The 22407-nt window shown below is 71.1% G+C and carries 18 protein-coding genes; 7 read left to right on the top strand and 11 right to left on the bottom strand.

Annotation, left to right across the window (positions count from 1 at the left end; all coding sequences use genetic code 11):
• Positions 1-65: 65 nt before the first annotated feature.
• Entirely contained in the window at positions 66-269 is a 204-nt protein-coding gene (locus GQF42_RS33185) for a cold-shock protein (protein ID WP_055710303.1), read from the bottom strand.
• A 991-nt stretch (positions 270-1260) separates the two neighbouring features.
• Between GQF42_RS33185 and GQF42_RS33190 the strand changes: the two genes are divergently transcribed.
• Entirely contained in the window at positions 1261-1980 is a 720-nt protein-coding gene (locus tag GQF42_RS33190; protein WP_158926092.1) for a helix-turn-helix domain-containing protein, read from the top strand.
• A gap of 63 nt (positions 1981-2043) precedes the next feature.
• Here GQF42_RS33190 and GQF42_RS33195 read toward each other — a convergent pair whose 3' ends face one another.
• From GQF42_RS33195 to GQF42_RS33225, 7 genes are all read right to left on the bottom strand, one after another.
• Positions 2044-2991 (bottom strand): squalene/phytoene synthase family protein, encoded by a 948-nt coding sequence (locus GQF42_RS33195; RefSeq protein ID WP_158926094.1) that lies wholly within the window; start codon positions 2989-2991, stop codon positions 2044-2046.
• 41 nt (positions 2992-3032) lie between these two features.
• Positions 3033-4310: an FAD-dependent monooxygenase family protein gene (locus tag GQF42_RS33200; protein ID WP_233273528.1), complete on the bottom strand. Its 1278-nt coding sequence runs from the start codon at positions 4308-4310 to the stop codon at positions 3033-3035.
• Positions 4311-4424: 114 nt separating this feature from the next.
• Positions 4425-5777 (bottom strand): DUF6545 domain-containing protein, encoded by a 1353-nt coding sequence (locus GQF42_RS33205; protein ID WP_158926099.1) that lies wholly within the window; start codon positions 5775-5777, stop codon positions 4425-4427.
• The gene (locus GQF42_RS33210; protein WP_158926101.1) at positions 5770-6369 is read right to left on the bottom strand and encodes an ImmA/IrrE family metallo-endopeptidase; all 600 of its coding nucleotides are present in this window, start codon (positions 6367-6369) and stop codon (positions 5770-5772) included. The genes GQF42_RS33205 and GQF42_RS33210 overlap by 8 nt, the downstream gene beginning before the upstream one ends.
• 515 nt (positions 6370-6884) lie before the next feature.
• A complete protein-coding gene (locus tag GQF42_RS33215) occupies positions 6885-8549 on the bottom strand; it encodes an alkaline phosphatase family protein (protein ID WP_158926103.1) in 1665 nt (554 codons plus the stop codon).
• 382 nt (positions 8550-8931) lie between these two features.
• Positions 8932-11853 (bottom strand): NACHT domain-containing protein, encoded by a 2922-nt coding sequence (locus GQF42_RS33220; RefSeq protein WP_158926105.1) that lies wholly within the window; start codon positions 11851-11853, stop codon positions 8932-8934.
• Between the two features lie 4 nt (positions 11854-11857).
• On the bottom strand, positions 11858-12169 hold the full coding sequence (locus GQF42_RS33225) for a trypco2 family protein (RefSeq protein WP_233273529.1): 312 nt from the start codon (positions 12167-12169) through the stop codon (positions 11858-11860).
• Between the two features lie 644 nt (positions 12170-12813).
• Here GQF42_RS33225 and GQF42_RS33230 point away from each other — a divergent pair.
• Both GQF42_RS33230 and GQF42_RS33235 read left to right on the top strand, forming a co-directional pair.
• A complete protein-coding gene (locus tag GQF42_RS33230) occupies positions 12814-13170 on the top strand; it encodes an SWIM zinc finger family protein (RefSeq protein ID WP_158926108.1) in 357 nt (118 codons plus the stop codon).
• Positions 13167-13343, top strand: coding sequence for a hypothetical protein (locus GQF42_RS33235; RefSeq protein WP_158926110.1), 177 nt, complete (start codon positions 13167-13169; stop codon positions 13341-13343). The genes GQF42_RS33230 and GQF42_RS33235 overlap by 4 nt, the downstream gene beginning before the upstream one ends.
• Before the next feature lie 111 nt (positions 13344-13454).
• Here the strand turns inward: GQF42_RS33235 and GQF42_RS33240 are convergent, their stop codons facing one another.
• Positions 13455-15593, bottom strand: a complete 2139-nt coding sequence (locus GQF42_RS33240) for a SpoIIE family protein phosphatase (RefSeq protein ID WP_233273530.1) — start codon at positions 15591-15593, stop codon at positions 13455-13457.
• Positions 15594-16089: 496 nt separating this feature from the next.
• Between GQF42_RS33240 and rsgA the strand changes: the two genes are divergently transcribed.
• The 4 genes from rsgA (at position 16090) to GQF42_RS33260 (ending at position 20665) form a co-directional block, all read left to right on the top strand.
• Positions 16090-17205, top strand: a complete 1116-nt coding sequence (rsgA, locus tag GQF42_RS33245; RefSeq protein WP_199272885.1) for a ribosome small subunit-dependent GTPase A — start codon at positions 16090-16092, stop codon at positions 17203-17205.
• 163 nt (positions 17206-17368) lie between these two features.
• The gene (locus GQF42_RS33250; protein WP_199273122.1) at positions 17369-18769 is read left to right on the top strand and encodes a DNA-3-methyladenine glycosylase 2 family protein; all 1401 of its coding nucleotides are present in this window, start codon (positions 17369-17371) and stop codon (positions 18767-18769) included.
• Positions 18766-19284, top strand: coding sequence for a methylated-DNA--[protein]-cysteine S-methyltransferase (locus GQF42_RS33255; protein WP_158926117.1), 519 nt, complete (start codon positions 18766-18768; stop codon positions 19282-19284). The genes GQF42_RS33250 and GQF42_RS33255 overlap by 4 nt, the downstream gene beginning before the upstream one ends.
• A gap of 190 nt (positions 19285-19474) precedes the next feature.
• Positions 19475-20665, top strand: a complete 1191-nt coding sequence (locus tag GQF42_RS33260) for an SGNH/GDSL hydrolase family protein (RefSeq protein WP_158926119.1) — start codon at positions 19475-19477, stop codon at positions 20663-20665.
• A gap of 24 nt (positions 20666-20689) precedes the next feature.
• Here the strand turns inward: GQF42_RS33260 and GQF42_RS33265 are convergent, their stop codons facing one another.
• Positions 20690-21172: a DUF456 domain-containing protein gene (locus GQF42_RS33265; RefSeq protein WP_158926122.1), complete on the bottom strand. Its 483-nt coding sequence runs from the start codon at positions 21170-21172 to the stop codon at positions 20690-20692.
• A gap of 99 nt (positions 21173-21271) precedes the next feature.
• Positions 21272-22252 carry a helix-turn-helix transcriptional regulator gene (locus tag GQF42_RS33270; protein WP_158926125.1) on the bottom strand — a complete coding sequence of 327 codons (981 nt, stop codon included), beginning with the start codon at positions 22250-22252 and terminating at the stop codon, positions 21272-21274.
• Positions 22253-22407 lie beyond the last annotated feature (155 nt).

Genomic DNA, 22407 nt, shown 5'->3' on the forward strand with positions numbered 1-22407 from the left:
ACAGCACAAACCGGGGTCCGCACCAGTTCGGTGCGGACCCCGGTGAGCGGATACGCGTCCGGCGATCAGGCGGGGAGGATGTTCTCCGCCTGCGGGCCCTTCTGGCCCTGCGTGACGTCGAAGGAGACCCGCTGGCCCTCCTGCAGCTCACGGAAGCCCTGGGTCGCGATGTTCGAGTAGTGGGCGAAGACGTCGGGGCCGCCGCCGTCCTGCGCGATGAAGCCGAAACCCTTTTCAGAGTTGAACCACTTCACGGTTCCCTGTGCCATGACCTTCTCCGATCTGTAGGCAGAGGCCCCACCCGGAGATGCCGGAAAAACAAATAATGCGCCTGAAGGGAAAAACATTCCTGTCAGGCGCACATAGGTTCATGGGTACCACAACTGCAACACCGAGAGCCTAGCACAGCTCGGTGGACCGTGGTGATCAGCGCGTCGAGCGCCGGGACTCCTCGGCCTGGACCGTCATGCTGCGGCAGCCGTCGGTCATCGGTCCCACGGCCCGCGGCCGAAGATCCCGGCCGGGTCCGCGGAGATCGGCCGAGGGTGCCGTACCCGTGGTCGTACGCCAGTGCGGTGCGCGGATGGCCGAGGAGCCGCACCTCACTCCCGCGTGTCCACCGGCGGGACGGTTGCGCGTGCGGCAGGAACGATGCGGTTGGCGTGCTGTCGAGCCGTGTCGCCGAGGTCGGGCCGGCGTACTCGGACGAACCGACGGCCACACCGCTCCCCTGTGGCGGTGTGACCGTCGGAGCTTGAGGGGCCGGCTCACGGGACTCTGGTGCGGGAGGTGCGGACAGGTGTGCCCGAACGCGCTGTGGCGCCGACGGCCCCGGCGGGGGCAGAGGTGGCACCGGGAAGCTCTCGTCATCACGGTCTGCGGCCGGCGACGTACCCGTGGCGTGCCGTGGTCCGGCGGTGTCTCGCCCTGCTAGCGGCCTCGACGCCGTCTTGTGACCGCACATGACCAACGGGCCGGGACGGTCGATGGCTTCGCGCCGGTGCTCTGGTGATCGGTGAGAGATGAGGGACGTGATGATGTGACGCTCATTCATGTCTCCTGTGGAGGCGGGGACTTCATCACGAACAGGGATCATGCTGCACCCACTCGCGGATGTCAATTGGCGCCCAGGGCGACTACCGTAGCTCTCGGCGGGCTACAAATGTGGCCCCTCTGGTGCGGGGTGCGCCCTGCTGGCGCTAACCTTCAGTGCGCCGTCCGCGCGGGTTTACCGACGACGAAGCAGGAGACCGCCTGTTTATGGAGAACACCACCGGGGTGGAGGAGGTCGCGGCAGCCCTGGCATCGATCAAGGCGGAGCTCGAGGAACTGGGCCACACCATCGAGGTGATCAACTTCGATCGGCTCACCCACGAGACGGGCATCGCCGAGGCGACGGTCCGCAGACTCTTCGCAGGGGACCCCGTCGCCCCCGACGAGGTCGACCTGCCTTTCAAGGACCGCCTGCGCTTCCTCCTGGACACCAGGCTCAAGGAGAACGGGCGCAAGCACACGTTCCAGGAGGTCGCCGACGCCGTCGGTGTGGCCAAGTCGACGATCACCAACCTGCTGAACGGCTCGCGCAACCCGGGATTCGACGTCAGCAAGGACCTGGCGGAGTTCTTCGACGCCCCGGGCTTCTTCACGCTCGGACCGAGGGCGGCACTCCTGACGGCCCTTGAGCCCGTCCTGGAACAGGCACGGCTGATCGCCGAACTCAAGGGCCGGCGGGTGGAGCGTGTGGCTCTGCGGGGAAGCGTGTCGGTCGGCAGCGAACAGTTGTCACGGCAGTTGCAGGCGGCGATCCACCAGGTGGTCGAGACGGCCCAGCGCGCCTCCCAGGAGCCGGCGGCCGGTGGCGACGAGGACCCCGAACTCAGCGAAATCGCCGCCACGATGCGCCTGTTGCCGGCCAAACACCGCAGGAGCGTGATGGGCATCCTCAGGAGCGCGGTAGGTCTGGCCAAGCACGACGACTGACGACAGTCTCCCGATGCCGTCCGCGGCCTCGTGGCGCCCGCACGGCCCCGGGCGGACCGTCCGTCACCTCGACGGGCGCCGCACGCCTCTCGCAGCGTGATACTCCCGCGCCAGGACGCGCAGGGCGGCCGGGATCGACGGTCGCGCCCCGCCGTGCAGGAGGGAACCTCCCTTGCGCCGTACGGCCTGGAGGTGGAGAACCTGAAGCGAGATCAGGGCTCGCAGGAACGGCCGGTAGGGCGCGTCGACCAGACCGGGCAGTCTCCGGCACGTGGTGAGCGCGGTCTCGGCGAGATCGGCCTGCGCGCCGACCAGCCGCCCCAGAGCGGGAACGCACGCCGGTGACTTGCTTCGCAGGTCCTCGACGGTCAGCCCGTACCGGTCCAGTTCCTCGCGTGCGATGCCGATGCGGCCCTGCTCGGCGTCCTCGGCGAGATCGGCCAGGAAATCGATGCGCTGCCACCCCTCGATCAGCGCTCGGCATCCCTGGCGGAACAGCCCGTCGCCACCTGCCGTCGGCGCCGGGTCGAGCAGCGACGCGGTGAGCATCAGGGCGGGCAGCGAGTAACTGTCGATGTAGGCCTGGTAGTCGGCCTCGCTGTCGAAGCCGGTCCACTCGGCCTCGACGGGTGCCCCGTCCAGGAACTCGTGCACGCGCGCAGCCGTGTGCGGGCATCGGCGTGCGGTGTCGGCGAGCGCCCGGAGCAGAGCGGACGCGGGATCCTGTGGGCCGGGGACGGCATCGAGCGCCGCACCGACCTCACGGTGCCAGGAACCCAGTGCCTCCTTACGGGCGCCGACCTCTCCGGCGTCGATTCGCTCGTCGGTCTCGTGCATGAAGGCGACCAGGGCGACGACGGACGCATGGAGCTTGCCGGGGAGCAGCAGCCGGGCGGCGAGGTACTGGTGGACGGCGAACTTCCGTACCAGGTCGCGCTGGGCGTCGTAGGCTCGCCGCAGTGTCGGGTCAGTGATGCCGGCCTCGGTCAGGGCCGTGGACCATCGGGGCACTGCTCTCCTTGGGTTGGTGGTTCCGGTACGGGCACGGACGGTCAGTGGTCCAGGAGGACGCGGGCCGTGCGCAGCAGGACGTGGGCGCGGGTGAGGGTTCGCGGAGGCCGTCGCATGTGGACGACGTCCATGTAGGCGCGGTTGATCTCGGAATCCCGGACCGATGCCTGGGTGATCTTGTCGCCCACCCAGCGGATCAGGGGATAGGCGCGTGGGTAGGGGCCGGTGACATGGGGCTGGGCCAGGTCGGCGGTCGTCGACAGTTTCCACCCGGCGTCGGTGAAGACGTCCGCGCGACGGAAGTAGTCCCAGGCCGGAGCATGTGGCGCGGCTCCGGAGCGCAGGTACGTGGCGAGCGCGCCGGCCTGCAGGGCCGCGAGGGTGAGCCCCTGTCCGTAGACCGGGTTGACGGAGGCCATGGAATCGCCCGCCGCGACCAGTCCCCCCGGGAAGCGGCTTGTCGCGCGGAACAGGCGACGCCGGCTCTCGCGGAACTGGAACGTGCCGACATCGCCCTGCAGCGCGCAGTGCTCGGCGACCTCCCGCAGCGGGGGGACGCAACGTCGCATTCTGGCGACGAACTCCTGTGGGTCCCCGGTGGGGCGGCGACCGGCGTAACCGGCCAGGACGACCGTCCACCGGTTGTTCTCGACCGCCGCGAGTGCCCCGGGTTCGCAGCGCTCGGGCCGGTAGCCGCTGTCGGGTCCCGGGGTGGAGTGCGCGATCACTGTCCCCGGGAGTTCGCTGCCCCGGTGGAAGCTGGCCGTGGCGTAGCCGAGGTCGATCCGCATCCGCTCCACGGGCGGCACGGGCCACCCCTCCTGGCCGAGCCAGCTGCTCAGGCGACTGGACCGGCCCATGGCATCGACGACGAGGTCGGCGGCGAGCGTCGTCTCGTGCCCGTGCTCGTGACCGGCCGGGGCGCAGCGGACACCGCACACGCGGTCGCCTCGCACCAGTAGTCCTTGGCCGCGACCGGCGAGGAAGCGCACGTTGGCCAGGTCCCGCGTGCGCCGTCGTACGGTGCGCTCGATGAACGGGCGTGTGGCGCCGAGCATTTCGACGTCGTCCAGGGGCGGGCGGGGCCTGCCGTCGACGTAGAACCGGACCGCCCGGCCGCTGCCGACCAGGGCACCCCCCGCGGTCAACTCCCCGGTGATGCCGGGAAACCAGCGCTCAAGTTGGGCATGCCCCATCGCGAGCAGGGCGTGCAACTGGTGCCGGTGCGGTGCGCCCGAGCCGGTGCCCGCACCGTCGAGAAGGTCCGGTTCCACGACGACGACCTCTTCGGCGAAGTCGCTCAGCACGCGGGCCGCCAACAGGCCGGCGTAGCTTCCACCAAGTACAACTGCCCGCTGCACAGGGCTCCCCTCCCAGCTCGTGACGGCCCAACTCCGTTCGAATGTCACAGAGAAGAGCGACCGGACGGGACACTACAGTGCCGCTGCGCGAGTCCGGGGCGTCCCGTCGCCGTCCCGGGCGGAGCGGACCACCTGGAGAGACGAGTCCACCAGGGCGGAGCGGAGTGCTCGCGCCACGCGCACCAGGCGGGTTCTCTCCTGGGCGGCGGGCGTGTTCTTTCCCGGGGCGAACAGCGTGGGACCGGCGGAGGCGGCCGGTGCCGTGCCGTCGGCGCCTGCCGCCTGGAGGCGTTCGACCGCGTCACGCAGGACAGCGGCCGTGGCGGCGGCTTCGAGTTCGTGGGGAGCAAGGCCCTTCTTCCCCAGGCCCAGACGGCTTCGGAGGGCGTCGGTCTTCATGGCCTCGCCGTGCAGGTCCGTGATCGCCTTCGCCGGCAAGTCGCTGATCCAGGCGCGCCGTTCCAGCTGCCGGATTCCGTCGAGGATCTCGATCACCCGTCGATGAAGGGTCCATCGGACATTGAAGACGCGATTCGGCCTGGACTGCTGTGGACCGGCCGATGCCGGCTGGTCGCGGTGATCCGGCCGGGAGTGTCCCGAGCCCAGGGACAGCTCCTGGTCGACCCCCGCGACGACGAGATCCCACAACGGCTGCAGAACCGCGATGTCCCGGCGTTCGCCGAGCCACTTGCTCAGTGCCGCTCCGGAGACTCCGTAGCACGTCATGATGGATCCCACGACTCCGAAGGCGGAGCCCAGCACCCCCACGTCGTCGAGTTGGTGGTGCCCGAGGGCGGCGGCCGCGGCTGCGGGCGCCGAACACATCACGTACCCGGACGTCACGAGCATGCTGCGCCCGTACCAGCGGACGGAGTGCATGATCGCCTTGTCGTCGGCCCGTGCACGTCGCGTGCGACGCCATGTGTGCACCGTTCCGCAGCTGAGCATGGTCAGGAACACGCTGAGGAAGACCTGCACCTGCGGATGGCTCACCTGCGCGGTGTTGAACTTGAGCGGGTCGGCCGATCCGCCGAGATCCGTGGTCAGGAACGTGACGACCATGACCGCGAAGGAGATGCCGTAGGCGACCGCCCAGGCCTTGATCTGCCGCCGGACCCGCCACGGCCGGTCCGACCCGGACGGGGTCCACACGATCGTCAGCAGGTGCTGCGTTCCGAAACACAGCAGGATGCCCAGGTAGATCGGCAGTGTCGGGAGCCACGGCTGACCGGACGCCGAACCGAGACTCCGGTATCCCAGGGGGGAGGCGACCACATAGACGATGCCGCCCAGTCCGTGGGTGGCAACCTGCAGACCCAGCGCGAAAGAAGGGGTACGCAGGAGGGCCGAGGCCTTCCAGGCGGCGATCGTCAGATGGAGTGAGGCGATGACCAGATAGACGGTGGTCGCGCCGTTCTCAGACACCAGTCCTCCGGTGGGTGAAGCTGAAGGCGAAGCCATGCGCGTCGGACTCGAGCAGCGCGATCTTGCGGTCCAGAGCCACCGTGGCGAAGGCCTCGACCTTTCGCTCGACCGGCGAGTCGTAGTGGGAGCGCTGGAAGAAGGCGGTGACCGTGTCGGGGTTGAGCGCCGGTGTGAGCTGAACCGCCAGTTCTCTCGACAGCGGACTGCCGCTGTCCGCTCCGACGGGCACCCTGACATCCTCCGCCCTGTCGAAGAGGAAGTGCCCCAATTCATGGGCGATGGAGTTCACTTGGGTCAGCTCGCTGGCGTACTCGTCGACCGCGATGTAGTCCCCGTCCGGGGTGGCGAGAGAAAACGCGCTGACGGTGGGCGGCATGTCGATGTACAGTACAGAGATGGGGTTGCCACGTCGTTCGGCGACGAGCTGCACCAGACCGTCGATGCTCTGGACGCTCGAGAGGCCCAGGTCTTTGCGGATCTGCCGGGCAGCCGCATGGGTTTCGCGGCGTATGGCGAACTCTTCCCTGACCGTGCCGATCCAGCGTGGCGGCCACTGAGGTCGCCGACGGCCCGTCCTCACGATCGGCTGCATCCTCGTTCCCCTCCGCCTGGGACAGCGGGTGCGGCGCCCGGTTGCAGGAGCCCTGCCCGGTGCGTGACCAGAGGGCCTGCTCGTAGGACCCTGGTGCCCGCTCCTGTGGCGGATCGTGTGATCCACCCCGTCATCCGTTCTCCTCACCCTGCCCCGACCACACCCCGGAAACCGCGTTCAAGGCACCAGACCCGGCAGGTGCTTCGACGTGTTCCGACCAACGCGTCGTCAACTATAGGTTGGGAAGGGCCAGGAGTGGGCGGCGCGCGGTGGCCCGTGAGGCCGATGCGCGGACGAGCTTCGCCTCGACGACCATGCCTTCGTCCGGTCGTCCCCGCGGGAGGGCGGCCCGTAGTGCAGTGGTGCTCACACGTGTGCCGCTCCGGGCTCGGCGCCTGCTCGCGCGGCCGGGGCCGCCGCTGTGCGGGGGTTTCGGACGGCGCGCATGAGCGCGGGTGGGCCGCACGCTGTTCTGCGTGCGGCCCACCCGCGCCGGGCTCAAGGGTTGCCGAGGGTCAACGGACCGGCAGGACCTGGGTGTGGTCCTTCCGGACGGCCTGCAGGTCGTGGGGGTTCAGGCCCAGGAGGGAAAGGATCGTCGGAGCGATCTGGGTGGTCTCGACCTGAGCGGACCTGGTCACGCCCGCGGGGGTGCCTGCACCGGAGATGACGAGCGGGACGTTCAGGTCGTCGGCGTGGGCGCCGCCGTGTTCGGCGATCTTCTTGGTGCCGCCCGTGTAGACCACGCCGTACCTGGCGATGCCGAACAGGTCCGGGACCCGGGCGTCACCGGGCTTGACGTGGAAGTACGCGGCCGCCTCCTTGCCCGCGTAGACCCTGCTGAGCCCGCTGTTGGTGAAGGACTTGGTGGGCTTGCCGTTGATGTCGGTGCCCGTGCCGCTCTGCGACAGCAGGTACTGCCTGGCGAACGAGGTGGCCTCGGCGGAGCGGTCGTTCAGCCACAGCAGCATGCCGTCGTCGTCCACGGAGTGCGCGACGAGATCGCCGGCGCCCGGGTGCTTCTTCTTCCAGGCGGCGTTGAGCCCGTCGAGCAGCGGACCGTCGTCGACGCGGGTCAGGGCCTTGGGGTCGGTGGGCGACTGGCCGTGTTTGGCGGACAGAACGATGTCCGTGCTGGAGGCCAGGCCCTTGGCCTGGATCTCCTTGACCATCGAGCCGACCTCGGTGTCGACGTAGTCGAGGTTCTTCTGCAGCAGCGGGCCGGGGACGCCCTTGGAGGTGTAGCCGCCCTTGAGGCCCTCGGAGGAGGGCAGCTTCTGCGCGGTGGAGACCGACTGGAAGTTCATGCCGAAGATCGCCGGGGTGCCGACCCTGTGGCTGCCGCTGTGGTCGTAGCCGTCGATCTCGTTGAGTACGGCCTTGACCTTGTAGCTGTCGTACTGCTCGGTCGCCTTGTTGTCGGTGGTCCAGTCGTTCCCGGCCGGGTAGCCGTTGGCGTCGCTGTTGATCTCCGGCGAGAACTGGTCCTGGATGCCGGTGCCCGAGGGGCCGTTGAGGACGTCGTAGGCGATGTGCTTGTCCGACCAGGCGGTGCGCAGACCGGCCGTGCGGGCCACGTTGAAGACGGTGTTCACCTGCAGGTACGAGTGCGGGTAGACCGGCTTGCAGGTCGTGGGGTCGACCGGCAGCTTGCTCGGGTCGAGCAGGCTCTGCGGCCGGCCTGTCATCTGCAGGATGCCGCCGGGCAGGTTCTTCAGGCCCTGTCCGGCATCGAGGGAGGCCTTGTTCTTGTCCATGTCCTCGGTCATGTCCACCTCGGCGCCGGGCTTGACGCCCTTGCAGTGGGTGGTGCCGGCCGGGAGCAGGGCGTGGTTGTACACGTCGTCGTAGTAGATGCCGGTGGTGCCCGGGCCGCCGCCGGTGACCTGGGCGGTCATGCCGGGAAAGGAGTCCGAGGGGTTGGTGGTGCGCGCGTTGGTGTAGTGCACGCCGCCGTTCACCAGCCGGGCCAGCGGGGAGCCGGGGTGGCGGGCGATGTACCAGGCCAGATCCGACTGGTGCAGACCGTCGACGGACAGCAGGAGAACGTGCTTGGCGGCTGCGGGCTTGTGCCGCGCGGCGGAGGAACCGGTGACTTCCGACGCCGCGGCGAGCGAGCCTCCGGCGAGGGTCGTGGCGACACCGAGGGCGGCGGCCAGTCGTATGGTTCGGCGGGTCACAACTCACTCCAGTTGCTACTGATGACGAGGGCAGCGATACCGGGGTATGAGTAACGGTCGCTTCTGTCCTGACAACATCTGGAATCTGAACATGTGACAAACCCGCCGTGTTCGCCCCTCCACGTAAGACCGTGGGTCCTTGACGACGGAGCGACGGAAGCGAAGCAGGCGCTGGCCTCGACCAGCCTGCGCGAGGCTTCGGCCGAAGACGTTGAGGAGAGGTTAGAAGTTGTTGAGGAGAGCGGTCAGCGGCCCTGCCGAAACGAAGAGCCGGACCGCGATCGCGGTCCGGCTCTCGGACGTGCTTCGGCTGCAGTCCGGGCGCCGGCGACCGTGTACGGGGAGCTGAGCCCCCTCGGCGGTCGGGAGACGTCGGCGGGGCTCAGCTCCGGAGCCAGGTCAGCAACTCGTCGTGGCGGATCTGGTACACCGTGCCTGCCGACCGCAGCAGACCGACGCCGAGGCACCAGCGGAGGAATCCGACGAGGTGCCACGGCAGTCTGCCGCGAGTGGCCAGGACGACTCCCGTGTACTGCCGGGTGACGACCGCCACGAAGCCCGGCCCGGCGGCCAGGCCACAGGCGAGTGAGGTGGCGACGGCCAGCGGCCAGTCCACCTGGAGCCACTCGACGTCCAGCGTGGCGTACAGCGTCAGGCCGGTCACGATGAGGCCGGCGATCAGCCCGGCCGTCACGTCATTGCGCAGAGGTGAGAGGGGGGTGGGCACGCCCGGCGGATCGGGGTCGGGGTCGCCACCATTGCCGCGCCGGGCGGCCCGCAGTCCCAGCGGGACGCCCACTCCCAGAGCCAGCGTCCCCGCGCCGCAGCCCGCGATCACCCCGACGAAGTCGCCGAGTGTGCCGGCGAAGGTCCCGGCTGCCGCGGCCAGGACGAACGCCGTGGGCAGCGCGCCCACCATCAGGTGCCGACGGTCGATGTCCGCCCGTACCGACAGGGCGAGGCCGAAGCCGAAGACCGACGCGGAGGCGATGCCGGCCGCGAGCGCGTACCCTGCCCCGAACAGCGGCGTGAGCGGCAGCACCAGCGCCCAGCCGAGCAGTGCGCCGAGACCGACCCTGCCCCAGCCGAGCCTGCTGCGCAGGCGCTGGAAGAGGATGCGCCGGGGCTGGATGTACGGCGCTCGCGCGTTCCAGGCGGCAAGCAGCGGCGCCGGAGCGAGGAGTAACAGCAACGGTAGTCCGGGGAAGGGGAGTTCGTTGCGTTGCCTCAGGCAGACGGTCAGCAGGACGAGGGCGGGCAGCCAGCACGCCAGGGTCAGTCCGGCAGCGGTGTAGCGGGCGGCGCGCGGGCCCGCGAGCGGCCACAGAAGGTGGACCGCCAGGTTGCGGCCGGTCCCTGCGCCGCCCGGTGCCGCTGTACCTCCGTGCAGATTGGCGGCGATCAGTCGCAGCCAACGAGTCACGGCCGTGGGGTCGGCGTAGCGCTGCGGCACGCCCCTGGGGTCCGGTCTGCACAACGTCGGGACGAGCTGGTCGAGGAGTTCGGCGCGCAGCGCTCGCAGCGCCTCTGCGGACGTGGGCATGCCGATGTACGAGCGGAGTGCCGCCGCCCCGGCGTCGGACTGGGAAGTGACCGACGCCAGGGTGAGCATCCAGGGGGAGGTGAGGAGGTCGCCCAGGACCGTTGCCGGGTCGGCCAGTTCCGCCTCCAGCCACGTGATCCGCTCCTTGTTGTAGGCCCGTTGGTCGAGATAGTGCCAGCCGTCCGCCGGGGACACATCGCTGATCAGGATCGTCGCGCAGTCCAGCAGCCGGTTGTCGCCGCCGGGCCCCGCATAGTCCTCGGTCCGGCAGGTGATCACCAATGGCCCCTCGAAACGGTTCAGTTGCGCGAGTGCGGCGACGGCATGACGACGGTCGGAGCCTGGTTCGTCCATCTCGTCCAGGCCGTCCAGCACCGGCATGATCCGGCCCGACGCGAGGAGATCGCGGGCCTTGGCCTCGGAACCGCCGAGGTAGCCCGCGGCCAGAACGCCGCCGAGCCAGTCGGTGAAGGGGACGTCGGTGTCCCACCCGGCGAGACCGACCGGCAGGGGCACGGGCCCGGCGTAGGAGGCACGGGCGAGGACTTGGTGGACGAACTCGTTGGCGAGGAGCGTCTTCCCCGACCCGGGGCCGCCTGTGATGACCAGCCGCTTGGGCCGCAGGTCGTCCACGAACCGGGCGATCCCGAGGAAGTCGCCGTGCGGTGGGGCAGTTTCCGCTCCCCGGCCCGGGGCGGGGAGCGTCTCGTAGGTGATGTTGATGGCCATCGTGTCCCCGCCGAGCAGTTGCCGACGCCGCTGCTTCGCCTGCTGCCGTACGCTCTCCAGCAGGTCCAGCCGGCTGGCCTCCCGTGACGATCCGGAGCGCCCGGGCCGGCGGAACTGCGAGCCGCCCCACGCCCCCAGCATGCCGCCGACCACCGGTGCGGCCAGGGCGGCCACGATCGAGTGGCGCGCGGAGGGGAAGGTGAAGGCGCTCAGCAACGCCAGCAGGCCGCTCGCGGCGGCGATGCCGAGCGAAAACCGGACCCGCTGCGCTCGGGACGCCTGTGTCATGGCGATCGAAGAGTACGGGGAGTCCGGATGCTCGTCCGGCCGCTGCACGGGAACGTCCTCGACGATGCAGTGGACCCCGTGTTCAGCCAGAGCCTCCGCGAAGCCCGGCTGCGCGGCCAGCGCCGTGACGGGGACGGCGTCGAGGACGTTCGCGGTGTCGGAGATCTTCTTGTCGGTGGCCAGTACTGCAACAAGGAACGGCCCACAGAACATGGCCGTTCCCGAAGCGCCGTACCAACTCGACCCCGTGGACAGGCGCTTGGGGACGACCCCGGAGTCGACGTGGACGGTGAGCATGCCGGACTTCATGGCATGCAACGGATCTACATGCCCCCGCACCGCCATCGTGTCGCGCCGTCTCGGACGGTCGCGGTCCACGGCGGCGTCCGGAAAGCCGAGGCCCAGGCACGGGACGCGGTCCTCGCCGAGGATCCGGCCCAGCCGCGTGGGAGTCAACCGAGGCGCCCGCCCGCTCGCGTCCGTGATCCGGAACAGCGCGGCGTCCCGCTCGGGGTGAGCCTTGATGTCGACCAGTTGCGTGGGCCATATCAGCTCGGCGTTCATCCATTCGGAGCCGCCCGCCTGATCGAGGCGGCGGACCTTGACCGCGCCGTCGGCCACATCCGTTCTCCCGACGATGTGGTACGCGGTGAGCAGAAGGTGACTGGAGATCAGGTAGCCGGTCCCGAAGTTGTCCTCCTTCCGGGCGGAATTCCAGATCTCCACCACCCGTGCACGGTCCATCGGTCTACTCCGGCAGTTCGCCCACGGTGCCGGAGATCTTGGCGTCCTCGTCGTCGGCGTCAACAGGCTGGAGCGTGAGCTTGACCCGGTGCGTACGGTCCGTACTCAGCGTGCCCCTGGCTTCACCGGTCCAGGGGAGGACGAAGACCTTGATCTGGGCCCCGGCCTCCTTCCGCACGGCCACCGTGAACTCCAACTCGACTGGACCGACCCTGAATTTCAGGGGTTCGCCCTGGCCTTCCCGCATGGCGCTCTGGAGTCCGGCGCGGATCGCACCGACCGTCTCGCCCAGCTCCGCCCACGGTTCCTGTGCCACTCCAAACCCCCTGCTCGACGGCGCCCACACCACTCGGTCTCGAACATAGTCGACCGCAAGTGCCGTGCAGAAGACATGAGTTGGGCACTTCTGTGTATCCACCGGGTTCGGGATGCGGAATCCCCGGCCTGCGAGGCGGGCGAAGGCGCCGACGGTCTGTGATCAACGAGATCCTCGTACGCACAGTGATCAACTCGATGATGCAAATGTAATGATTCAGGCATGCAGTGGATCGGATCGGTCGAATGTGGCTGCGAGCAGGGCGACGGGCTCCCCCCCGTGCGGTGGCGATGGGTTCGAGATGGGCCGTCTTCGACCGGACAAGGGGACGAAGAGTGGGCCTCGGCGGCCGGCGCACGGCTGTGCCGGATGTCGCGGGAGGCCCGTACGATCGCCCGCGTCTCCCGCTCACCTCCTGGGCCAACAGCTTCAGGTGCGGCCCGGAGGGCGACTGTGTTCCGCTTCCTGTCCGACGTCGGTAGGGCTCAATGCGTGAGTGCGAGGTCCGGCCTGTCGGTGGCTGGACCTCGTCGCTGTCGTGAACCGCGGCTGCCTGACATGTAGATGTGGGCGTGCACGCCCGCCAACACAGCGATACGGGTACTGCAGAGCCCGTCGCTCCGCTCCTCCGGTTGAATGCCCATGTGGCACAGGACCTGGACTTCGACGAAGACGACCTGCGGACGCCGGCCGGGTCACGCTCCTTCGAGCGGGGCCGAAATTACCTGGCCGCGGTGACCGCGGTGGAGGTCGGCGACGGTTGGATCACGGCCACCGTCCACGGGACGGACGCCTACCAGGCCGAGCTGACCCTGGGCGGGCCCGACGGCTTCGCAGGGGAGCGCGACTGCCGGTACGCCATGGAGGGTAACTTCTGCAAGCACCTGGTCGCCCTGGGCCTGATCATGCTCGGCGAGCCGGAGGCGGTGCCGAAGCAGCGCGGCCGGGCCAGGTCTCGTGCCCAGGAGCTGGGTGCGTCCGGCTGGGTGCTGAAGACATGAAGCAGAAGGGCAATGCCGTCTACGAGCAGCTGACCAGCCTGCTGCTGAGCATGCGCGACTGCCACCACTGCCTGGGCACCGACGGCGAGTTCACCGCGTGCCTCGCCGCTCTGCGTGCCGGCCAGAAATGCAAGCGGAACCTGATACGGCTCCTTGACCAGCACGGCCTGTGACGGGCGCTGCCCGTATCCGGAAGTTCATCCGCTCCACCTGCGGTCTCCGGCTGAACTTTCTGCCTGCTGCGCGCTGTGAGCGCGGCAATGGCTGCTGCGCCATCGTGACCATCAGGTGGCGGTGACAACCAGCGCGGCCCGGTCGTCGAGGGTGGCATCGCCCGCGAACGTGGTGACTGCAGCGGTGATGGACTCGATGAGGGTGGGGGCGGTGGGTGTCGTGGTCCCGTCGGCGACGAGCGCGTCGGCCAGGCGGTCCTCGCCGAAGAGTTCGCCGTCGGCGGAGCGGGCCTCGGTGATGCCGTCGGTGACCAGGACCAGGCTGTCGCCGGGGCGCAGGTCGATGTCGAACGGGCAGAAGGCGGGGTCGGGACGGATGCCCAACAGCAGGCCTGGGTGCGTGAGTTCTTCGACCGTACCGTCGGCCCGGCGCACGAGGGGCGGTACGTGGCCCGCTCGAATCAGGCTGAGCGCGAGGCGAGACGGGGAGTGCCGCAGCTCGCCGTAGACAAGTGAAACGAACTGGTCCTCATCGGCGATGCCTGCTGTCAACGCGTCGTTGATGGCGGCGACCACCGCGGGCGGGTCGTTCCGGAGGCGGGCGGCGGCGCGTGCGGTGTGGCGGACCATTCCGGTGGTGGTGGCCGCCAGTGCGCCGCGCCCCGACACATCGCCGATCATGAACGCCCAGCGGTCGCCGGACAGCGGGAAGACGTCGTAGAAGTCGCCGCCGACGTCGAGTCCTTCCCCGGCCGGATGGTACGAGGCGGCCAAGGTTACGCCGGGAATCCTGGGCAACTCGGGAGGCAGCAGGCCTGCCTGCAGGTCGTGGGCCAGCCGGACGCGGTCGGTGAACTGGTGGGCGTTGTCGGCACTCGAAGCGGCCCGGCGGGCGAGTTCCTGGGCCAGGGCGATCGTGTGGCCGTCCAGAGTCAGGGCGGTGGCCAGGAGAGTCAGCGTGCCGAAGGTACGGCCCCGGGTGGCCAGCGGTACGCACACGTAACCCGTGACGCCGAACTGCGCGCAGGAGCTGCCCGTGGGGGACGTCTCGATGGCGCCGGAGGCCAGCACGCGGGCGACGGCGGCGTCCACGTCGTCGCACAGCGCGGGGGAGGAGAGGAGCTGTTCCCCCTCCCGGGTCGAGGCGGCGACGGCGATGCGGCGGGTCCGTCCGCGCTCGACCACGTGGACGGCACACAGCGGCGCCAGGGCCGGAACAGTCAGCCTGGCCATGCACTGGAGGCTCTCCGAATAGTGTGTCTCGCCCGTGATGGCGGTGCTCGCGTCCAGCAGGAAGGCCAGATCCTCACGGACTGCCTTCTCACGCTCCTGGGCGGCGTGCCGCGCCTCCACCGCACAGTGGCGCTCGATGGCCAGCGCGGCTATGCGTGCGAACGCGACGCTGAGCTTCACATCCCTGTCCGCAGGAGTCTTGGGAGTGCTGTGGTACATCGCGAAGGTGCCCAGCAGCCGGCCGTCCGCGTCCTGGATCGGCGTGGACCAGCACGCCGCGACCCCGGCCCGCAGCGCCAGGTCGCGGTAGTCCTTCCACAGGGGGTCGGTGGCGATGTCCGTGACGATCACGGGTTCGTGCCGGAAGGCGGCCGTGCCGCACGAGCCGGCACCATCGGCGATGGGTGTCCCGTCGATCGCCTCGTTGTAGAAGTCGGGCAGGTGTGGGGCGGTGCCGTGCCGCAGGTGCTGTCCGTCGGGATCGACGAGCAGTACCGAGACGGTCATGTCCGGGGAGAACTCTTCGATTGCCGTGACCATGCCGTCGAGGATCTCGGTGAGAGGGGCGTCGCGTGCGATCTGCTCCAGCAGCACGCGCTGCTCCGAGGCCAGGAGATGCGCGTCGTGGTACGCGGTGGTCTCGACCGCGATCACCACGACCCCGTCGATCCGGCCGGCCCCGTCCCAACGGGGCTCGTAGGTGAAGTCGAAGAACCCCTCCCGCTGCCGGCCCGGCTCTCCCAGCATCAGCCGCCCGTCCCGGGCCCGGTATGCGACACCGGTGCGGTAGACCTCGTCGAGCCGGTCGAGGACGCCCTGCGGAACCAATTCCGGAATCACCTCTCCGACCGGCTCGCCGACGCGCCCGCGGTCGCACCCCATGGCCTCGAAGAATGCCGAGTTCGCCACTTCCAGCAGGTGTCTCGGGCCTCTGAGCGCAGCGAAGATCACCGGGGCCTGCCCAAAGAGGTCCGCGTACTCCTCGCTCCGCCGGTCGATGGGGACAGAGCGGGCCATGGCCGAACTGTGGGGATCGAAATATATGGACATGACAGGACGCCCTCTCCTGTCTCCTCCGTCCGCGGACGTCGTCGTCTCGCCTCTCCACTCTGACACATGTCTCCGCTGTTTCCGGGCCGCAGCCGGGCCGGTCATGGCGGCGCTTCACGACGGGGGGGCTGATAGCGCGACTCCAGGAGGCCGGCGGCGCATGGGGTGCCGAGCCCGTCGTCCACCGGAGGCGGCCTGGCCGTCCCATCGAGGAACGACGGGGGAAATTCCGTGGTGCCGCAGAGCGAGCCCCCCTAGAGTGGAGCCTGCTCCTCGCGGTGGCCGTTGGCTGCCGCGGTCAGTCGTGCGGAGAACGGGAGGTGTGACCGATGGCTGTCGTTGAGACGGGCGTTGCCCGCATTCGGAAGTTCATTCAGTCCACCTCCGTGGTCTCCGGCTGACCTCACTCTTCTCCCGCGCCCGTGAGCGCGGCGCCGAGGCCACCCTTGTGAAGGGTCCTCCCTTGTCTTTCTCTTCTCTCGTGGGTTCGTCCTCGCCTTCCTTGCATCCTCTCGCCCCGTACGGCTGGGACGAGGGCTGGGAAGCCGAGTTCGCTCCCTATGCCGGGCAGGGCTTTCTGCCTGGCCGTGTCGTGCGGGTCGACCGGGGCCAGTGCGACGTCGTCACCCCGGTCGGCATCGTTCGCGCCGACACCGAGTTCGTCGTTCCCCGTGACCCGATGAAGGTCGTGTGCACGGGGGACTGGGTCGCCGTCGACCCCGAAGGCAGCGACCCGCGGTACGTGCGGACACTGCTGCCACGCCGTACCGCCTTCGTGCGCTCGACCTCGTCCAAGCGTTCCGACGGACAGATCCTCGCCGCCAACGTGGACCATGCCGTCGTCGCCGTGTCCCTCGCCGTCGAACTCGACCTCGGGCGCGTCGAACGCTTCCTCGCCCTCGCCTGGGAGTCCGGTGCCCAGCCCGTCGTCGTCCTCACCAAGGCCGACCTCGTCCCGGACCCGGTCACCCTCGCCCACCTCGTCCACGACGTCGAGACGAGCGCGCCCGGGGTGCCCGTGCTCGGCGTCAGCGCCCTGCACGGCGACGGCCTCGACGTCCTGCGCGCGCTCGTCGGCTCCGGTACGTCCGTGCTGCTCGGCCAGTCCGGTGCGGGCAAGTCCACGCTGGCCAACGCCCTCGTCGGCGCCGACGTCATGGACGTACGGGCCGCGCGGGACATCGACGGCAAGGGGCGGCACACCACGACCACCCGCAATCTGCTCGCCCTGCCCGGCGGAGGCGTCCTGATCGACACACCCGGACTGCGCGGTGTCGGGCTGTACGACGCCGAGGGCGGGGTCGGCCAGGTGTTCTCCGAGATCGAGCAACTGGCCGAGCAGTGCCGCTTCCACGACTGCGCCCACCACACCGAGCCGGACTGCGCGGTGCGCTCCGCCGTGGCGAGCGGGGAACTGTCCGAGCGACGGCTGGAGAGCTACCGCAAGCTCGTCCGGGAGAACCAGTGGATCGTCGCGAAGACCGACGCGCGGGTCCGTGCGGAGCTTCGACGGGACTGGAAGCGCAAGGGCGCCGCCGGGAAGGCCGCGATGGAGATCAAGCGGGGCCGGCTTCAGTAGCGACGCCCGCCCGCCGGGGCGGGACGAGCCCGTACGCGGCTGCGGGCCCGGTGCGGCCGGTCGCACGGTTCCCCGCGCTCCCGAAGGGGCGCGGGGAGCCGCGAACGTCACGTCCGATTTCCGCTGGCCCCGCCCCCTGCGGCGGCCCACACTGGAACACGTGATGGACGAGAACACCAGGTACGAGGCGGTGCGCAGTCGGGACGGGCGGTTCGACGGCGCGTTCTTCTTCGCCGTCGAGACCACCGGGATCTACTGCCGGCCCAGTTGCCCGGCGGTGACGCCCAAGCGGCACAACGTGCGGTTCTTCGCGACGGCCGCCGCCGCGCAGGGCTGTGGCTTCCGGGCCTGCCGGCGGTGCCGCCCGGACGCCGTGCCGGGGTCGGCGGAGTGGAACGTGCGCGCGGACGTCGTCGGGCGGGCCATGCGGCTGATCGCCGACGGTGTCGTGGACCGGGAGGGCGTCGCCGGGCTCGCCTCCCGGCTCGGCTACAGCGCCCGGCAGGTGCAGCGGCAGCTGACCGCCGAACTCGGTGCCGGACCCGTGGCGCTCGCCCGGGCCCAGCGGGCGCACACCGCGCGGGTGCTGCTGCAGACCACCGACCTGCCCATCACCGAGATCGCCTTCGCCTCCGGCTTCGCCAGTGTGCGGCAGTTCAACGACACCGTCCGCGAGGTGTACGCCTCGACACCGACCGAGGTGCGGGCCGCCGCTCCCCGGGGCCGGGGCCGGGGCGGACGGCGGGCAGCCCCGGGCACCGGGATCCCGCTGCGGCTCGCCCACCGGGGCCCGTACCAGGCCGCCGCAGTCTTCGACCAGCTGGCGGCCGAGGCGGTGACCGGTGTCGAGGAGTTGTCCGGCCCGCGGGGCGGCCGTACCTACCGGCGCACCCTGCGGCTGCCGTACGGCACCGGGATCGTCGCCGTCGAGGAGCGCACCCGGGGGCCGAGGACCAGCACCGGCACCCGACCGGGCGGCTGGCTCGACGCGCGGCTGCACCTCACCGACCCCAGGGACCTGACCACCGCGGTGCAGCGGCTGCGGCGGCTGCTCGACCTCGACGCCGACCCGTACGCCGTCGACGAACGGCTCGGCGCCGACCCGCGCCTCGCCCCGCTGGTCGCCGCCCGGCCCGGGCTGCGCTCGCCCGGCGCCGTGGACCCGCTGGAGGCCGCCGTGCGCGCGCTGGTGGGCCGGGCGGGAGCCGAGCCGCTGGTGCGCCGGTACGGCAAGGCGCTCGACGCTCCCTGCGCCGGCCTCACCCACCTCTTCCCGGAGCCCGCCGTGCTCGCCGAAGCAGAACCCGGCGGCCCGCTGGGCGCGCTCGCCGCCGCCCTCGCCGACGGCACCCTGCGGCTGGACGCGGGCGCCGACCGGGACGACGCAGGGGCGGCCCTGCGCGCCCTGCCCGGCCTGGACCCGGCCGCCGTGGCCACCGTGCGCGTCCGCGCCCTCGGCGATCCGGACGTCGTCCCGCCCGGCACCGAGGTACCCGACGCCTGGCGGCCCTGGCGCTCGTACGCCGTCCAACATCTGCGTGTGGCAGGAGAGTTGAGCCGATGACGAACACGTACTGGACGCGGCTGGACTCCCCGGAGGGAGCGCTGCTGCTCACCGCCGACGCGGACGGGGCGCTCACCTCGCTGTCCGTGCCCGGGCAGAAGGGCGGGCGCGGCGTCGAGGAGGGGTGGCGGTGCGACGCCGGGCCGTTCCGCGCCGCCGGAGCACAGCTCGCCGCCTACTTCGCCGGTGAACTCACCGTGTTCCGGCTGCCGTTGGCCGCCCATGGCACCGACTTCCGGCAGCGGGTGTGGGCCGCGCTGGACGAGGTGCCGTACGGCGCGACCGTCACCTACGGTGCGATCGCCGCGCGCATCGGCGCGTCCCGCGCGGCCGTTCGCGCCGTCGGCGGGGCGATCGGCGCCAACCCCCTGCTGATCGTGCGCCCCTGCCACCGGGTGATCGGCGCGAACGGCTCGATGACCGGGTACGCGGGAGGAGTCGAGCGGAAGGTCAGGCTGCTGACCCTGGAGGGGGCACTGGCGGACCTCGAGGGCCGCGCGGTGCAGGGCTGTTGACGCCCGAGGCCGCGTTCTCCCGATGCCGCAGCGCAATGAACTGCGGCCGGCCACCTGTGCGGTGCGCCGCGGGCCACGCTCCCGGCCCCGTTAGGCCGAGCGGGTGGACCTCCATCGACGCTGCGGCTGTGCGGGCCGGCCGTGTGGGACCGTCACCTGCGACGAGCCACGGGGAAGGGCGGGCGCGGACATGGCCAAGGTCGGACGGATCCTCGCGGTGCTGTTGCTGGCGACGCTGCCCGGCCTGACGACGCCGGCCGTCGCCCACCCCGAGCCGGGACCGCCGCCGCAGTGGACCGGCAGCTGGGAGACCGCGCCGTCCGGCACCTCCGCCGCCCGGCCCGGTGCCGCCATCCGTAACGTCGTCCACCTCAGCATCGGCGGCACCGCCGTGCGCGTACGGCTCAGCAACCGGTTCGGCACCGCGCCCCTGCACCTCGGCGCGGTCACCGTGGCGCTGCGCGGGGGAGCCGGACCGGGCGCCCTGCCCGGCACCCTGCGCACCGCCACCTTCCAGGGCGCCGGGTCCGTCACCGTCCCGCCGGGCCAGGACCTGGTCACCGACCCGGTGCCGCTGCCCGTACCGGCCGCCGCCGACCTCCTCGTCACCGTGTACACCCCGGACGGCAGCGGACCGGCGACCTCCCACGAGACCGCCCTGCAGACCAGCTACCTGGCCCCGGCCGGCGCGGGCCGGGCCACCGACGAGGCCGGCAGCGCCTACACGACCGTCATCAGCCGCTGGTACTACGTCACCGGCGTCGACGTCCTCGGCGAGGCCGCCGGCAGTGTCGCCGCGTTCGGCGACTCCCTCACCGACGGAAACGGTTCCACCCCCGACGCCAACCACCGCTGGCCCGACCGGCTCGCCGCGTATCTGCGCACCGACCGGCTCGGTGTGCTCAACGCCGGGATCTCCGGAAACCGCCTGCTGCACGACGGCACCGGGCCGAGCGCCCTCGCCCGCCTCGACCCGGACGCCCTGGACCGTGCGGGCGTACGGGTCCTGGTGGTCCTGGAGGGCATCAACGACATCAAGGGCGTCCCCGTGGCCGACGACGTCAGCGCCTACGCCGACGCCTATCGCACGCTCGTCGCCCGCGCGCACGCCCGCGGGGTCCGGGTCGTCGGCGTCACCCTGACCCCGTTCCGTGGTTTCTCCGCCTACACGGACGCCCGCGAGGCCGTGCGGCAACAGGTGAACGCGTTCATCCGTACCGGGGGCGCGTTCGACACGGTCGCCGACGCCGACGCCGCCGTACGCGACCCCGCCGACCCCTCCCGCATCCTGCGTGCCTACGACCCCGGCGACCATCTGCACTTCGACGACGCCGGCATGGCGGCCGTGGCCGACACCGTCCTGAAGGCCCTGACCGGCTGACCGGCCCCCAGGTTCCGGCGGCGGTCAGCCCCACAGCACCGCCCCCACCCACGCCCCCGCGATCACCAGGCAGGCGAACAGCTCCGCCAGCACACTGGAACCGCCCGAGCGCATCACTGTACGCAGGCCGGCCAGCGCCTCGCCGTGACGGCCCAGGCGCAGCCGCTCGTGCAGATAGATCCCGGCCATGAAGCCCGGCAGGGCGCCCAGCACCGGCAGCAGCACGAAGCCGAGCAAGGCCCCGGCGCCCGCGTACGCCCCCATCCGGGGCGTGGCGCCGCTCTGCCGCAGCCGGCGTGGCGGCAGCGCCCAGCGCACCGCCAGCGACAGCAGCAGCACTCCGGTGGCGCCCACCAGGACACCCCAGGCCACCGGTTGCGGATCCGTCAGGGCCCACCACAGAACCGCGGCCCACACCAGCCACGACCCCGGCACCCCGGGCACCAGCACTCCGCACAGGCCGAGCACGATGACCACGCCGACCAGCAGGAGTTCCCACACTCCCATCTGCCCAGAGTGCCGGAGAAGCCACCGCGCGGCAGGCCGGTGACCGGTCGGTCGCACCCCGCTGCCGGGCCACCCGGGCCCGCGTACGACCGGGCCCGCCTACGACCGGGTCACCCAGCCCCGCTCGTACGCGTGCCAGCCCAGCTGCAGCCGTGTCGTGACGCCGGCCAGCTCCATCAGCCGCCGCACCCGGCGCTGCACGGTGCGCAGGCCCAGGTCGAGCTGTTTGGCCACGCTGGCGTCGGTCAGCCCGGCCAGCAGCAACGACAGCACCTCCAGGTCGGTGCCGTCCGGGCCGTCCGGCTGCTCCTCGGCCGCCCCCGACGCGCCGAGGCGCAACGGCAGCGCCTCCCGCCACACCGACTCGAACAGGCCGCACAGCAGCTCCAGCAGCCCGCTTGCATGGACCACCAGCGCGGCCGGTTCCGCCGTCGTCGAGGTCAGCGGCACCATGGCAAGCGAGCGGTCTGCCACCACCAGCTTGGTCGGCACCCGGTCCACCACCCGCACCCGTTCGTCGCGGCCCAGCGCGGCCGCCAGCTCGGTCAGCCCGTGCGGCAGGTCGAGCACCGCGCGCTCCACGACCACCCGGTAGGCGACCCCCCGCGAGGCCGCCTGCTCCTCGGCCTCGTTCTCCATGCCGGAGACGACCGTCGGGCGGTCGGTGACCAGCGCGCACACCTCCGTCGTTGCGCCCAGCTGGAGCTGGAGGAAGCGCTGGGCGACCGCCGAGGCACCGGTGACCACCTCCACCAGGTCGTGCACCGCCGGCTCGGCCGCCGCCGCCCGGTACTCCTCGGCCAGCATCGCCGCCGCCAGCTCCGCCTTCTCCAGCTCGTGCCGCTGCTGGGCTAGCAGTGCGCCCAGCGCCACTCCGGGCGGGGCCGCCACCCAGCGGCCCGGCCGGGCCGGGGACTGCGCGGCGAGCCCCTGCCGCTCCAGCCGGCGCAGCGCCCGCTCGGTGTCCGGCTCGGCCAGGGTCAGGCGGCGCGCCAGGTCGGGTACATCGGCCGCGCCGACGGACACCAGCACCCGGTACGCCGCCTCGTGCGTGTCGTCCAGCCCTATCGCTGCCAGCATCGGCCTTTCGCCCCTCCCACCCGGTCGGACCCGGAACCCGGGCCCGAGAACAAGCCACCGACAAGCTGCCGCGGCGAACCCGGCCTGGCGTAAACCGGCCACGGCGCAAACCCGCCGCGGAACATCATCGCCGTACCGGAGGGGACTCTGCCAAG

Origin of the sequence: Streptomyces broussonetiae (genome assembly GCF_009796285.1) — a bacterium.
Classification (GTDB): Bacteria; Actinomycetota; Actinomycetes; order Streptomycetales; family Streptomycetaceae; genus Streptomyces; species Streptomyces broussonetiae.